12 protein-coding genes are annotated in these 13,485 nt (G+C 71.0%); 5 read left to right on the forward strand and 7 right to left on the reverse strand.

Features of this window, described 5'->3' with window-relative positions:
- Nucleotides 1-8: 8 nt before the first annotated feature.
- From KYK13_RS37370 to KYK13_RS37385, 4 genes are read left to right on the forward strand one after another with little or no spacing between them, the layout of a single operon-like run.
- A complete protein-coding gene (locus KYK13_RS37370) occupies nucleotides 9-668 on the forward strand; it encodes a B12-binding domain-containing protein (protein WP_223639917.1) in 660 nt (219 codons plus the stop codon).
- A 4-nt stretch (nucleotides 669-672) separates the two neighbouring features.
- A complete protein-coding gene (locus tag KYK13_RS37375) occupies nucleotides 673-1,380 on the forward strand; it encodes a hypothetical protein (protein WP_223639919.1) in 708 nt (235 codons plus the stop codon).
- Nucleotides 1,377-3,428 (forward strand): hybrid sensor histidine kinase/response regulator, encoded by a 2,052-nt coding sequence (locus KYK13_RS37380; protein WP_223639921.1) that lies wholly within the window; start codon nucleotides 1,377-1,379, stop codon nucleotides 3,426-3,428. Before KYK13_RS37375 ends, KYK13_RS37380 begins: the two co-directional genes overlap by 4 nt.
- Nucleotides 3,421-4,953 carry a response regulator gene (locus tag KYK13_RS37385; protein WP_223639923.1) on the forward strand — a complete coding sequence of 511 codons (1,533 nt, stop codon included), beginning with the start codon at nucleotides 3,421-3,423 and terminating at the stop codon, nucleotides 4,951-4,953. Before KYK13_RS37380 ends, KYK13_RS37385 begins: the two co-directional genes overlap by 8 nt.
- Nucleotides 4,954-5,005: 52 nt before the next feature.
- Here the strand turns inward: KYK13_RS37385 and KYK13_RS37390 are convergent, their stop codons facing one another.
- The gene (locus KYK13_RS37390) at nucleotides 5,006-5,371 is read right to left on the reverse strand and encodes a helix-turn-helix transcriptional regulator (protein ID WP_223639925.1); all 366 of its coding nucleotides are present in this window, start codon (nucleotides 5,369-5,371) and stop codon (nucleotides 5,006-5,008) included.
- A 440-nt stretch (nucleotides 5,372-5,811) separates the two neighbouring features.
- On the opposite strand from KYK13_RS37390, the gene KYK13_RS37395 reads away from it, so the two are divergent.
- The gene (locus KYK13_RS37395) at nucleotides 5,812-6,402 is read left to right on the forward strand and encodes a DUF2378 family protein (protein ID WP_223639927.1); all 591 of its coding nucleotides are present in this window, start codon (nucleotides 5,812-5,814) and stop codon (nucleotides 6,400-6,402) included.
- Between the two features lie 3 nt (nucleotides 6,403-6,405).
- On the opposite strand, the gene KYK13_RS37400 is transcribed toward KYK13_RS37395, so the two are convergent.
- Genes KYK13_RS37400 through KYK13_RS37425 form a run of 6 tightly spaced genes read right to left on the reverse strand, consistent with a single transcriptional unit; the run spans nucleotide 6,406 to nucleotide 13,467 of the window.
- On the reverse strand, nucleotides 6,406-7,863 hold the full coding sequence (locus tag KYK13_RS37400; RefSeq protein ID WP_223639928.1) for a TolC family protein: 1,458 nt from the start codon (nucleotides 7,861-7,863) through the stop codon (nucleotides 6,406-6,408).
- Nucleotides 7,863-9,095: an ABC transporter permease gene (locus KYK13_RS37405; protein ID WP_223639930.1), complete on the reverse strand. Its 1,233-nt coding sequence runs from the start codon at nucleotides 9,093-9,095 to the stop codon at nucleotides 7,863-7,865. Before KYK13_RS37405 ends, KYK13_RS37400 begins: the two co-directional genes overlap by 1 nt.
- Nucleotides 9,092-9,838 (reverse strand): ABC transporter ATP-binding protein, encoded by a 747-nt coding sequence (locus KYK13_RS37410; protein WP_223639933.1) that lies wholly within the window; start codon nucleotides 9,836-9,838, stop codon nucleotides 9,092-9,094. The genes KYK13_RS37405 and KYK13_RS37410 overlap by 4 nt, the downstream gene beginning before the upstream one ends.
- A 53-nt stretch (nucleotides 9,839-9,891) precedes the next feature.
- A complete protein-coding gene (locus KYK13_RS37415) occupies nucleotides 9,892-11,238 on the reverse strand; it encodes an efflux RND transporter periplasmic adaptor subunit (protein WP_223639936.1) in 1,347 nt (448 codons plus the stop codon).
- Nucleotides 11,239-11,284: 46 nt separating this feature from the next.
- On the reverse strand, nucleotides 11,285-12,733 hold the full coding sequence (locus KYK13_RS37420) for a HAMP domain-containing sensor histidine kinase (RefSeq protein WP_223639938.1): 1,449 nt from the start codon (nucleotides 12,731-12,733) through the stop codon (nucleotides 11,285-11,287).
- Entirely contained in the window at nucleotides 12,730-13,467 is a 738-nt protein-coding gene (locus KYK13_RS37425) for a response regulator transcription factor (RefSeq protein ID WP_223639941.1), read from the reverse strand. Before KYK13_RS37425 ends, KYK13_RS37420 begins: the two co-directional genes overlap by 4 nt.
- Nucleotides 13,468-13,485: the final 18 nt, after the last annotated feature.

Here is a 13,485-nt window from a genome sequence, read left to right on the forward strand (position 1 = left end):
CCGCTCCCGTGATCCAAACGACCCCTGCCATCGACTCGCTGCGGGCGCGGTACCTGGCCGCGCAGCTCTCCGGAAACCGCCAGGAGGCCCTGCGCCTGCTCGTGGATGAGGGGCTCTTGTGCGGAGTGCCCCTCCAGGAGCTCCACCTGGACGTCATCCAGGCGGCCCAGTACGAAATCGGGCGGCTCTGGCAGGAGAACATCATCTCCGTGGCCCAGGAGCACCTGGCCACCGCCATCTCCCAGTACGTCCTGGCCCACCTGTACCGCCACCTGCCCCGCGACCCGTCCAACGGCAAGACCGTGATGATGGCGTGCGTGGAGGGCGAGCTGCACGAAGTGGGCGCGCGCATGGCCAGCGACTTCCTGGAGATGGCCGGCTTCGACGTGCGCTTCCTCGGCGCCAACATGCCCGCGGACCACCTGGCCCGCATGGTGCGTGAGTCCCCGCCGGACCTCGTGGCCCTCTCCGTCTCCATGCCCTTCCACATGCCCCAGGTCCGCGAGGCCGTGCGCAAGGTGCGCGAGGTGGCTCCGTCCCTGCCCATCGCCGTGGGCGGACTCGCCTTCGACTGGGGCCCCGTGCTGGAAGAGGAACTGGCCGTGTCCTTCTTCGGCAAGAGCGTCCGCGAGCTGGTCGCCTCCGCCTGCCGCCTCCTGGGAGTCTGACGTCATGCCGCCGCACGTGAGCCACCAGGTGGAGGCGCGGACCCCGTCCATCGCTTCCGCTTCAGTCCAAGCTTTGTATGAGGACCCGTTCTGGGCCGCGCGCTACGGCATCCAGCGCGCGCGGCGCTTCGGAGACGAGGACGCCGTCTTCCACGTGCGCTACCTCGTCCAGGCCCTGGACGCGTCCCGCCCCGCCATCCTGGAGGACTACGCGCGCTGGCTGCGCACCCTGCTCGTCACCCGCGGGATGTGCTCGCTCCATCTGGATCAGCACTTCGAGGGGCTCTCCCGCGCCCTCCAGGCAGAGGGCTTCGGCCCGGACTCGCTGCCGCACACCTACGTCCATGCCGCCCGCCAGGCCCTGCGCTACCGGGAAGGCCCTGCCCACGCGCTGGAAGCGGATGCCCCCGGGCTCATCAGCGCGGTCGTCCGGCGGCTGGAGGCCCCACTTCCTTCGGGAAGTCGCCCCCGGCTGGAACAAGAGGTGCGGCTCCAGTTGTCCTATCTCGCGGATGCACTCGCACTGGACCGCGCGGACCTGTGGGACGCCCACCTCCAATGGTACGCGGGCTTCTGGCCCCAGCGGGGGCTCTCCCCCCTGACCCTTCCCCACCTCCTGGACGCGCTGAAGGCGGCCCTGGAGGACGGACATCCCCATGCGCGGTCGTTGCTCGCGCGGGCACCCGTTTCATGGGAGGAGACGCACTCATGATGAAAGAGGATGACCGCGCCTCCGGGATCTTCGAATCCCTCAGCCGCGAGCTTGCGTTGGCCTGCGATGCGCAAGGCACGGTCGTCTGGCGCGACGAGCGCGCGGCGCGCATCCTGGGCATCAAGCCCGGACAGGCGCTGAAGGACCTGGCCAGCCACGGCAGCGAGAGCAAGGTGGACAAGCTGCTCGCGCAGGCCCGCGACGAAGCCGTGGACGGCTGGGAGCTCATCCTCCAGAGCCACCAGAAGCCCGCGACGTTCGCCTTCCGCGCCCGCCCGCACGAGGGCGGTGTCGCGCTGGTGGGCAGCCTGGTGCCGGAGGACTACGGCGCCGCGCTCACCCAGGTGAGCACCACGCTGGGCGAGCTGTCCGCGCTCCACCGCGAGACGGAGCGCCAGCAGCACGAGCTCAAGCGCCGCGCGGAGGAGCTGGCCCGCCTGAACCGCGAGCTGGAGGAGTCCAACCGCGGCGTGCGCAGCCTGCACGCCGCCCTGGACGAGAAGGCGGAGAGCCTCCAGCGCGCGTCCGAAATCAAGAGCCGCGTGGTGGCCAACGTGAGCCACGAGTTCCGCACGCCGCTGCACTCCATCCTCGGGCTGTCGAAGGTGCTGCTCAATCCGCTCAACGGCAGCCTCGCGCCGGAGCAGGAGAAGCAGGTCCAGTTCATCCGCGGCTCCGCGGAGGCGCTCTTCGAGCTGGTCAATGACTTGCTGGACCTGTCCAAGGTGGAGTCCGGCAAGACGACGCTGCGCCACAGCCGCTTCGTCGCGTCCGACCTCATCAGCGCGCTGCGCGGCATGACGCGGCCCCTGCTGCCGCCGGACTCGACGGTGGCGCTCAACTTCGAGGAGCCGCGGGAGCCCCTGGAGCTGGAGACGGACGAGGCCAAGCTCAGCCAGGTGGTGCGCAACCTCATCTCCAACGCGCTCAAGTTCACCGAGTCCGGCTCCGTCACGGTGACCGCGGCCCCGGGCCCGCGCGACACGGTGGTGTTCACCGTGAAGGACACGGGCATCGGCATCGCGCCGGAGAACCACGAGCGCGTCTTCGAGGAGTTCATCCAGGTGGACAGCCACCTGCAGCGGCGCGTGAAGGGCACCGGCCTGGGCCTTCCGCTCGCGCGCAAGCTGACGGAGCTGCTCGGCGGCACGCTCACCGTGCAGAGCCGGCTGGGGGAAGGCGCCACCTTCACCATCACCCTGCCGCGCATCCACCCGGAGGTGTCGGAGATGACGGGGCTCACCCAGCGCAGCGCGACGCTGGACCCCGCGCGCGCGCCGGTGCTGGTGCTGGAGGACGACCGCCAGACGCTCTTCCTCTACGAGAAGTACCTGGCGCGCTCCGGCTTCCAGGTGCTGCCCGTGCGCAGCGTGGACGAAGCGCGCAAGGTGATGCAGCGCGTGCGCCCCGCGGCCATGGTGCTGGACGTGATGCTGGAGGGCGAGACGTCCTGGAGCTTCCTCGCGGAGATGAAGAACGGCGAGCAGACGCGCGACATCCCCGTCCTCGTCGTCACCGTGACGGACCGCGAGCAGAAGGCGCGCGCCCTGGGCGCGGACGAGTTCTGGCTCAAGCCCGTGGACGAGACGCGCCTGCAGAAGAAGCTGTCCGCCATGGCGCGCACCGGGCCGATGGAGCGGCTGCTCATCATCGACGACGACGACGTGCACCGCTACCTGCTCAAGCAGCTCTTGAAGGACACCCAGTTCCAGCTGCTGGAGGCCGCCAACGGCCGCGAGGGCGTCCGCATCGCCCGCGAGCACGCCCCGCACCTCATCTTCCTGGACTTCGTGCTGCCGGACATCACCGCCTTCGACGTGCTGGATGAGCTGAAGGCGGATCCACGCACGCGCGACATCCCCATCATCCTGCACACCTCCCACCAGCTGCAGGAGTCGGAGCGCCAGCGGCTGGCGCGCGAGACCTCCGCCATCCTGGCCAAGCACACGCTCAGCCGGGAGGTGGCCATCACCCGCATCCGTGACGCCCTGTCCAAGGCGGGCCTCGGCGGAAACCGGGAGCTGCGGGAGGTGAACCCCCGTGGCTGAGGAACCCCGCCTGGCGACGGTCCTCAACGTCAACGACGACGAGGCCAACCGCTACCTGGTCAACCGCATCCTGGAGATGTCCGGCTACCGCGTGCTGGAGGCGGCCACCGGCATGGCCGCGCTCCTCATGGCGGAGGAGCACCGCCCGGACGTCATCGTCCTGGACGTGAAGCTGCCGGACATCAGCGGCTACGAGGTCTGCGCGCGCCTCAGGGCCAACGCGGCCACGGCCGCCATCGCGGTGATGCACACGTCCGCGACGTTCGTCACGCCGGACAAGAAGGTGCAGGGCCTGGAGGGCGGCGCGGACGCATACCTCACCCAGCCCTACGAGCCGTCGGAGCTCATCGCCACGGTGCGCTCGCTCTTGCGCCTGCGTCACGCGGAGCAGCAGGCCCGGCTGCGCACGGACCAGCTCATTGAAATGGACCGGCGCAAGGACGAGTTCCTGGCCATGCTGGGCCACGAGCTGCGAAACCCGCTCGCCGCCATCATGACGGCCATTGGCATCCTGGAGCGCAAGGCGCCCACGGACACCAAGGAAGCGCGGATGCACGGCATCATCCAGCGCCAGACGCACCACCTGGCGCGGCTGGTGGATGACCTGCTGGACGTCAGCCGCATCACCCGGGGCAAGGTGGAGCTGCGCAAGGAGACGCTGAACCTGACGGCCATCTTCCAGCAGGTGCTCTCCATCCTGCGCCCCCGCGTGGAGGCGCGCGGCCTGACGCTGGAGGCCCACCTGCCCCGCACGCCGCTGTGGCTGGAGGGCGACGCCACCCGCCTGGAGCAGGTCTTCACCAACCTGGTGGACAACGCGGCCAAGTACACGGACCAGGGCTGCGTCACCGTGGAGCTGTTCCAGGAGGGCGTGGACGGCAGCGCGCAGGCGGTGCTGCGGGTGAAGGACACCGGCATCGGCATCCCGCCGGAGAAGCTGCCCGCCATGTTCGAGCTGTTCGCCCAGGCGGACACGTCCCTGGAGCGCTCGCGCGGGGGCCTGGGCATTGGCCTCACCCTGGTGCGCACGCTGGTGCGGATGCACGGCGGCACCGTGGACGCCACCAGCGGCGGCCCGGGCCAGGGCAGCGAGTTCATGGTGCGGCTGCCGCTGCTCCCGGAGGCCCGCGTCTGCCCGCCGGTCGGGGCCCACCTCCTGGACGCGCGGCGCGCGCGGCGCATCCTCCTGGTGGAGGACAACTCGGACGCGCGTCAGTCCATGCGCGACCTCCTGGAGCTGTGGGGTCACCAGGTGGCGGTGGCCCAGGACGGCGTGCAGGGCGTGGCGCTGGCCCTGGAGCACGCGCCGGACCTGGCGCTGGTGGACATTGGCCTGCCGGGGTTGGACGGCTACCAGGTGGCTCGCGCCCTCCGCGCTCGGGTGGGGCAGGGCCTGCGGCTGGTGGCGCTCAGCGGCTACGGCGACCCGGAGGCCTACCAGCAGGCCCTGAGGGCCGGGTTCGACGTGCACCTCACCAAGCCGGTGCGGCCCGCCGACCTGGATCGCGTCCTGTCGAACCTGTGAAGGCGGTTCGCGCGCGGTCCCGGGCTTTCGGAGGCGGGGGTGGAGCGGGGGGCTACCGCCGCGTCAGGGCGTTGGCCACCAGGCCCAGCAGCTTCACCTGGGCGGGGTCCAGCTGGCGCACGCTGCGCAGCAGCCGGCGGACTTCCGGGCGCTCCGGCGTGGGCGGCGGCGCCTCGCTCGTGCGCGACGGCGGCGCGCCCTGCGCGGACAGCCCCAGCAGCTCGTCCGCGGAGACGTGCAGCTCGTGGCACAGCTTCAGCAGGGTCTGGACGCTGGGGAGCATACCGCCGCGCTCCAGGCGGCCGTACACTTCCGTCGCCACGTCGATCCGCTCGGCCACGTCGGCCTGCGTCAGCTCCATGCGGCCCCGGGCGACCCGAGCCGATGCGCCGATGGTGGTTGCGAGTTTCTTGTCCATGCCTTTGCTTGCCGACCCGAAACGTTTGGCCGACGGCATAGGACGTATAGAGGCAGACAGACAGAACTTGCCGGGTCAGCCTCCCATTGTTCACCCATAGGGTCGCTGCGCGGGAGGTGGACTTTCGGAGTCCGGGTAACCCCGACACCCACGGCTCTTTTGAGACGGAGCGCCCTCTGGAAACGGCCTCCGCGAGGTGCATCCCCACGCGTTTCCGGGCTTGTCCGGAGGTGACCCATGACGTTGGAGCCGCCGTTTCCTACGGTGTTCGAGCGTCCTGCCGCCGCTGCCACCCTTCAGGGTTGGCTCATGTTTTCAGTGCCGCCCGGTTACGCCGCGTCCGGCGGCGGCGGCTCCGTGGAAGCGCGGCCGAAACATCTCTTCACACAGACGTGATGCGTGAAAATGAGGCCGGGCGTTATCGCCGGGGGATGGACGCGATGACCCTCCCCCGGGAAGCGCCGGCGCCGCTCGTGTTGGGGCAGGCGGTGGAAGCGATGCTCGCCTGCGTGGATGCCCGGACCCCGGGCCTGCGCGGAACGCTGAGGTTCCTGGGCTTGTCGGACGAAGCGCGGGGAAGGCCCGCGTATCCGGCGCGGCTGTGGCCGCGCCTCATTGAAAGCATGGCGCGCCTGCTCAACCCGGGGCTGGGGGAGGCGCGAGCGCTCTACCTGCTGGGCGAGCGCTACGGCGCGAGCGTGAAGGCGTCCCGCCTGGGCGCGTCGCTGCATGACTTCGCGCGCGTGGTGGGGGCGGAGCGGATGCTCCAGCGCATGGCCCACAACGTCCGGTGGGGGCACACCTTCCTGGACGCCACCGTGGTGCCGCGTCCAGGGGGCGAAGCGTGGGAGCTGGTCATCCGCCCGCGCGCCGAGTTCGTGGGCCAGGCGTGGCTGACCGCGGAGCCGCCCCGCTTCGCCCAGGGGCTGCTCACCTTCGCGTTCCAGGACGCGGGCGCGGTGCACGCCCGGGTGGACGTGCTGGAGCACGACCCGGTGAACGCCGCCACCCGCTTCCTGGTGACGCTGTAGTCCCTAGCGAGACGCCAGGGTGTTGAGCTCCACCGTGCCCAGGGCGCGCGCCAGCTCCGCGCGGGAGGTGGCCAGGTCATACGTCGCCTGCACCTGCTGGGCGGCGGCGTTGGTGAAGGCCACCTGCGCGTCGCTCACCTCGATGATGTTGCCCACGCCCGCGCGGTAGCGCCCTTCCGCCAGCCGCAGCCGCTCGCGGGCGTTCATCTGGGCCTCGTCCGCGGCGGTGAGCGCCTCGCGCGTGGCCACCACGTTGAGCCGGGCCTGCTCCACCTGGAGCCGCACCTGCTGCCGGAGCGAGTCCTTCTGCGCCTGGAGGTCGCGCAGGTTGGCGTTGGCCTCGCGCGTCTGCGCGTTGACGAGCCCGCCCTGGAACAGCGACCAGCTCAGCTGGATGCCGCCCTGCGCGCTCAGCGTGGCGCCGTTGAACGGGTTCTCCCCCACGTCGGACAGGTTGCCCGTGGCGCTCAAGCTGGGCAGGTGGCCGGCCTTCGTCACCTTCACCTGTGACTCCTGCGCGGCGATCTGCCGCTCGCGCGCGGCGACGTCGGGCCGGGACTCCAGCGCGCGCTTCACCAGCGCGTCCAGCACCTCGTCCTCGCCCGGGATGGCCGCCACCGTCACGTCCTGCACGGTGAAGTCCGTGGCCGTCTCCACGCCCATGGTCTGGTTGAGCTGCGCCTTCGCGGTGGCGTAGGCGTTCTGCGCGCGGATGAGCGCCACCTGCGCGTTGGCCTTCGCGGTGCGCTGCTGGAGCAGGTCGATCTCCGGCCGCGTGCCCACCTGCACGGACGCGCTCACCTGGTTGAGCCGGGCCTCCTCGCTCTGGAGCGTCTCGCGCGCCACGCCCAGCAGGGCCTTCTGCGTGAGGACGTTGAAGTACGCCGTGCGCACGTTTCGCAGCGCGTCCTGGATCACCTGCTGCTGCGAGCTCTCCTGCGCGCCCGCGGACTCCTTCGACGCGCTGTAGCGGCCCTTCGTCTTGCCGAAGTCGTAGATGAGCTGGTTGGCGGTGACGCTGCCGCTGAAGCGCCGCGTGGAGTTGGACACCACGCCGGTGTCGCTGCCCGGCACGTTCTGGATGACGGCCCGGTTGCTGGTGCCGAACGTGTAGCCCGCGTTGGCGCTCACCTGCGGCAGGAAGCTGGAGAAGGACTGATCCACCCGGGCGTACGCCGCGTCGGTGCTCGCCTGCGCCGAGCGCAGCGCCGGCTGGTTCTGCCGCGCCAGCGCCTCCGCGTCCGCCAGGGTGATGACGCGCCCCTCGGGGGCCTCGGACATCGACAGGGACTGCTGCACGGCCGGGGGCGTCGCGGGCGTCGCCGGGCTCCGCGGCGTCGAGGCCGGAGCCCGGGTGTCCGCCGGAGCCTGGGCGGCCGGGGCCTGGGGCTGCGAGGCCGCCTGGGCCCCCGCGACCACGGGCAGGACACACAACGAAAGCGTCAACGGAAGCGACCGCATCACTCGTACCTCAGTGCATCGATGGGATCCAACAGGCTCGCCTTGCGCGCCGGGTACAGCCCGAAGACGACCCCGACCAGGCCGCTGAACACGATGGCCAGCAGCGCGACGTCAGGACGGACCAGCATGGGCCAGCCGAACTGCGCGGCGAGCAGCTTCGCCACGCCCAGGCCCACGGCCGCGCCGATGATGCCGCCCAGCACCGCCAGCGTCAGCGCCTCGATGAGGAACTGCGCCAGGATGTCTCGCGGCCGCGCGCCCACCGCCACGCGCACGCCAATCTCGCGCGTCCGTTCGGTGACGCTCACCAGCATGATGTTCATGATGCCGATGCCGCCCACCACCAGCGACACCGCCGCGATGGCCGCGAGCAGCAGGCTCAGCGTCTCCGTGCTCTGCTGCTGACCGCTGGCCACCTCCGCCAGGTTGCGCACGTCGAAGTCGTCCGGGTCGTTCTCCCCCAGGCGGTGGCGCTCGCGCAGCAGGTTCGACACGTCCGCCTGGGCCCTGGCCGTGAGGTCCGCGCTCACCGCCTGCACGAACACCGCGCCGGTGATGTACGCGCCCAGGCTCTGCGCCTGCACCTGCCGCTTGAACGTGGTGGCCGGCACGAACACCGTGTTGTCGAAGTCCTGGCCCACGGGCGACTGGCCCTTGGGCGCCGTCACGCCCATCACGGTGAAGGGCGTCTTGTTGATGCGGATGACCTGCCCCACGGGGTTGAAGCCCTTGCCGTAGAGGTTGTCCACCACCGTCTGGCCCAGCACCGCCACCTTCGCGCCCGCCTCGTTGTCCGCGTCCGTGAAGTGCGCGCCCAGCGCCATGGTCCAGCTGCGCACGGTGAAGTAGTCCACCGTCGTGCCGATGATGCTGGTGTTCCAGTTCTGGTCCTCGCTGAACACCTGCGCGTTGGAGCGCATCTCCGGCGCCGCGCCGCGCACGGTGGGCACCTGCGTGCGCACGGCCTCCAGGTCATCCCAGGTGATGGTGGGCTGGCTGCCGAAGCCGCCTCGCGCGCCACCGGACTTGGACGAGCCCGGCAGGATGATGAGCAGGTTGGTGCCCATGGAGTCGAAGACCTTCTGCACGCTGGCCTTCGCGCCGTCGCCAATGGCCACCATGGCGATGACCGCGCCCACGCCGATGATGATGCCCAGCGCGGTGAGCACCGAGCGCGTCTTGGAGCGCAAGAGCGCCCGGAGCGCCAGGATGACTGTTTCCAGGATGTTCATGCCCCCACCTCCTCGGCGGGAACCACCGCCGGGTGCGGCGTCTGGCGTCTGTCATTCACGATGCGCCCGTCCTTCACCACCACCACGCGCTGGGTGTACTCGGCCACGTCCGGCTCGTGCGTCACCAGCACCAGCGTGAGGCCCTCCTTCTGCAGCTGCTGGAACAGCGCCATCACCTCCACCGTGGTGCGCGAGTCCAGGTTGCCCGTGGGCTCGTCCGCGAGGATGACGCGGGGCCGGCCCACCAGCGCCCGGGCGATGGCCACGCGCTGCTGCTGGCCACCGGAGAGCTGCTTCGGGTGGTGGTCCAGGCGGGCCCCCAGCCCCACGCGCTCCAGCGCCTCCTTCGCGCGGACGCGGCGCTCCTTCGCGGGCACGCCCGCGTAGAGCATGGGCAGCTCCACGTTCTCCAGCGCGGTGGTGCGCGCCAGCAGGTTGAAGCTCTGGAAGACGAAGCCCAGGGTGCGGTTGCGCACGCGCGCCAGGCCGTCGCGGTCCAGGCGGGCCACCTCGCGGCCGTTGAGCAGGTACTCACCGGAGGTGGGCCGGTCCAGGCAGCCCAGGATGTTCATCAGCGTGGACTTGCCTGAACCGGAGGAGCCCATGATGGAGACGAACTCTCCGGGCTCCACCGTGAAGTCCACGCCGCGCAGGGCCCGCACCTCCACGTCGCCGGACTTGTACACCTTCACCACGTTCTTGAGCTGTATGACGGGGGGTGCCCGCTTCGTGTCCGCGTCCATCTCGCTGCCTCTGTCCCTTCCCCTGCCCTCGATGAGAGTGATTGGACTGGTGCCTAGAACGGGCCGCGGCGCATGCCGCCGCCCATGCCCCGGCCGCCGCCGCCCGGTCCACCGACGGGGCTTCCGCCCGAAGGACCGCCAGAGGACGTCGGGCCCGCCGGCGAGTTCGCCGCGGTGATGACGCGGTCGCCGGCCTTCAATTCACCCTCCACCACCTCCGTGTACGTGCCGTCCGTCATGCCGGTGCGCACGTTCACGGCCACGGGCTGGGGCTTCTGCTCTGGCTGGCGGCGCAGCACGTAGACGGTGCGCATGCCGGCGGGGGCCTGCGGGGCAGGCGCCTGCGCGGGCGCGTTCGCCGACGGCACGGGGCGGTAGCGCAAGGCCGTGTTGGGCACGGACAGGGCCTGGTCCTTCTGCTGCGTGACGATGGTCACGTTGGCCGTCATGCCCGGCTTGAGCTTCATGTCCGGGTTCGGCACGTCGATGACGGCCAGGTAGGTCACCACGTTCTGCACGGTGATGGCCTCATTGCGGATCTGCCGGATGGTGCCCTCGAAGGTCTCCCCCGGGAACGCGTCCACGGTGAAGGTGGCCTTCATGCCGGGCTGCAGCTTGCCCACGTCCGCTTCCGCGATGCTGGTGTTGACCTGCATCTTGCGCAGGTCCTCCGCGATGGTGAAGAGCACGGGGGCCTGGAGGGACGCGGCCACCGTCTGGCCCACGTCCACGCTGCGCGAGATGACGATGCCGTCCGTGGGCGACACGATGGTCGTGTACTTGAGGTTCACCTCCGCCTCGTTGAGCGCGGCCTGCGCCTGGGCCACCGCGCCCTCCGCGGCCGTCACCTCCGCCTGGCCGTTGGCGGCGGCGGACTCGGCGGTCTCCAGCTCGGACTGGGAGATGAACTGCTGGGCGCGCAGCTCGCGCGAGCGCACGGCCTGCTTCTTCGCCACGTCCGCGTTGACGCGCGCCTTCTGGAGGTTCGCGCGCGAGGCCGTCATGTTCGCCTTCGCCCGGTCCAGCGCGGCCTGCACCAGCTGCGGGTCGATTCGGGCGATGACCTGCCCCTTCTTCACCTGCGAGTTGTAGTCGACCATCAGCTCCTGGATGCGACCGGAGACCTGGCTGCCGACCTGCACCGTCACCAGCGCCGCCACGGTGCCGGTGGCGGTCACCTTGGCCGTGAGCTTCCGGGCCTCGGCGGGGGTGGTCTCGTAGGTGACGGCGTCCGCCCGGCTTCCGGCGCGCACGCGCCAGAACACGACAGCGCCCACCACCACCAAGATTCCCAGGATCCAGGCCCAGCGCGGCATGCCCCGCTTGCGGCCTTCGTCCTCTTCCGTCTCCACCGGCGCCAGGGCCGGCGCTTCCCGCGGCATCTCGCTCAAGGCCTTCATGCCCCTATGTCTACGTTTTGAAATGTTGCGGCGAATCTCGTCTCTATTACGAAAGATGACCCACAGCGAGGCGACCGTCCGGTGTGTCCGTGGCCCCCACTCCAGGGAGCACGACGCGCGCGGTGGTGCCCTGGCCGGGCTGACTCTCCAGCGTGAGCTGGCCGTGGTGCGCATCCAGGATGCGGCGCACGAGCGCCAGCCCCAGCCCCACTCCGCCCGTGGTGCGAGCGCGGCTGCGGTCGGTGCGGAAGAACGGCGTGCCCACGCGCGCCAGGTCCTGCGCCTCGATGCCGATGCCCTGGTCCCGCACCTCCACCTGGAGGCCGCCGCCCACGGGCCGGGCGTGCAGCGTCACGGTGGTGCCGGGCTCGGAGTACTTCCCCGCGTTGTCGAGCAGGTTGTCCAACACGCGCCGCAGCAGGACCGGATCCGCCTCCAGGGCGGGCAGCGCGCCGTCCACCTGGACCTCCAGCCGGTGCTTCGGCCGGGCGGTGCGGAAGCGGGCGACGGCCTTGTCCACCAGCGCGTTCGCGTCCACGCGCTCCAGGCGCAAGGGGGGCACGCCGCCGCTCGGGCCCTCCGTCACCAGCTCCAGGCGGGACGCGGTGAGCACGTCCGAGACCAGGCGCTCCAGCTCGGACAGGTCCTCGGTGATGTCGGGCAACAGCTCGCGCGCCGTCTGCGCGTCGCCCTCGGCGGCCAGGTCCAGCGCCACGCGGATCCGGGACAGCGGCGTGCGCAGCTCATGCGACACGTTCGCGAGCAGCTCCTTCTGCGAGCGCAGGAGCTGGGTGATGCGGACGGCCATCTCGTCAAAGGCCTCGGACACCAGGCCCAGCTCGTCCGTGCGGCGCAGGCCCGCGCGCACGTCCAACCGGCCGGCGCCGAACGCGCGAGCCGCGCTGGCCAGCTTCTCCAGCGGGCCCGCGAGCGTGCGCGCGAAGGCGACGGAGGTGATGGCGGTACACGCCAGCACGAGCCCCACGACGATGGCGGTCTGCCGGTCGCCGTCTGGCGGCGGAGGCGGCGGGGGCAGGGATACGGCGGCGTAGACCTGGATGGGGCCCGGGTAGGGGCTCACCACCAGCATGCGGCCCGGGCCGCCACCGGCCCCGGGGAACGGTCCATGCGGGCCGCTGCGGGTGACGCGTGAATTGACGGCGGCGAGGTCCTCCGCGCTGAGCGCGGGCGCGGGGTCCGGCCGCGTGTTGCCGAGCAGCGTCCCGTCCGCGGCGCGCAGGGTGACTCGCATGCCCATGCGCTGCTGGGCGCGGTCGAGCGACGCCTGGAGCGCGTCGGGCTCATCGCGCAGGGCGGACCACTCTTCGACGAAGTAGGACAGCTCGTCATCGAAGCGGTTGCGCCAGGACTCGTTGCGCAGGAGGTCGCGCGCGAGCATGAGGGACACGACCACGAGCAGGATTTGGATGACCCCCACCAGGTAGATGCGGGGGAGCAGGCCCATGGGGAGTCGGAAGAAGCGGCGGCCCTTCACGGGTCGGCCTCGGCCTCGGTGGCCAGCATGTAGCCGGCACCGCGGACCGTCTTGAGCAGGCGCGGGTTGCGGGGGTCCAGCTCCAGCTTCTGGCGGAGGCGGAAGATGTGCACGTCCACGGAGCGGTCGAACACCTCGTCCGCGCTGCCCTTCACCAGGTCGAGCAGCTGCTCGCGGCTGAGGACGCGCCCGGCGCGCTCGGCCAGGACGCGCAGCAGGCTGAACTCGTAGGTGGTGAGGGACAGCGGCTTGCCGTCCAGGGAAGCGCTGAGGCTGCGGGGGTCCAGCACGAGGCGGCCCGCGTGCACGGGGTGGCTGGTGGGGCCCACCTTGCCGCGCGCGCGGCGCACCTGGGCGCGGATGCGGGCCAGCAGCTCACGGGACGAGTAGGGCTTGGGCAGGTAGTCATCCGCGCCGGACTCCAGGCCGAGGACGCGGTCGGCCTCCTCGCCGCGCGCGGTGAGCATGATGATGGGGACGTCGGTGCGGGTGCGCAGCTCGCGGCAGACCTCCAGGCCGTCGCGGCCGGGGAGCATGAGGTCCAGGAGGATGACGTCGAAGGCGTGGCGGGACGTCTGGAGGAGCGCGTCGGTGCCGGAGGCGGAGACCGTGACGATGATGCCGTGCTCCTGGAGGTAGCGGGCGGTGAGCCGCGCCAGGCGTTCATCGTCCTCGACGAGGAGCACCTGGATGGTGGCGTCCTCGGAGGTCGTGGGGCGTGGGGTCGTCTCCATGGGGTCGGTCTCCGCGTG

It is taken from the genome of Corallococcus sp. EGB (genome assembly GCF_019968905.1).
Classification (GTDB): Bacteria; Myxococcota; Myxococcia; order Myxococcales; family Myxococcaceae; genus Corallococcus.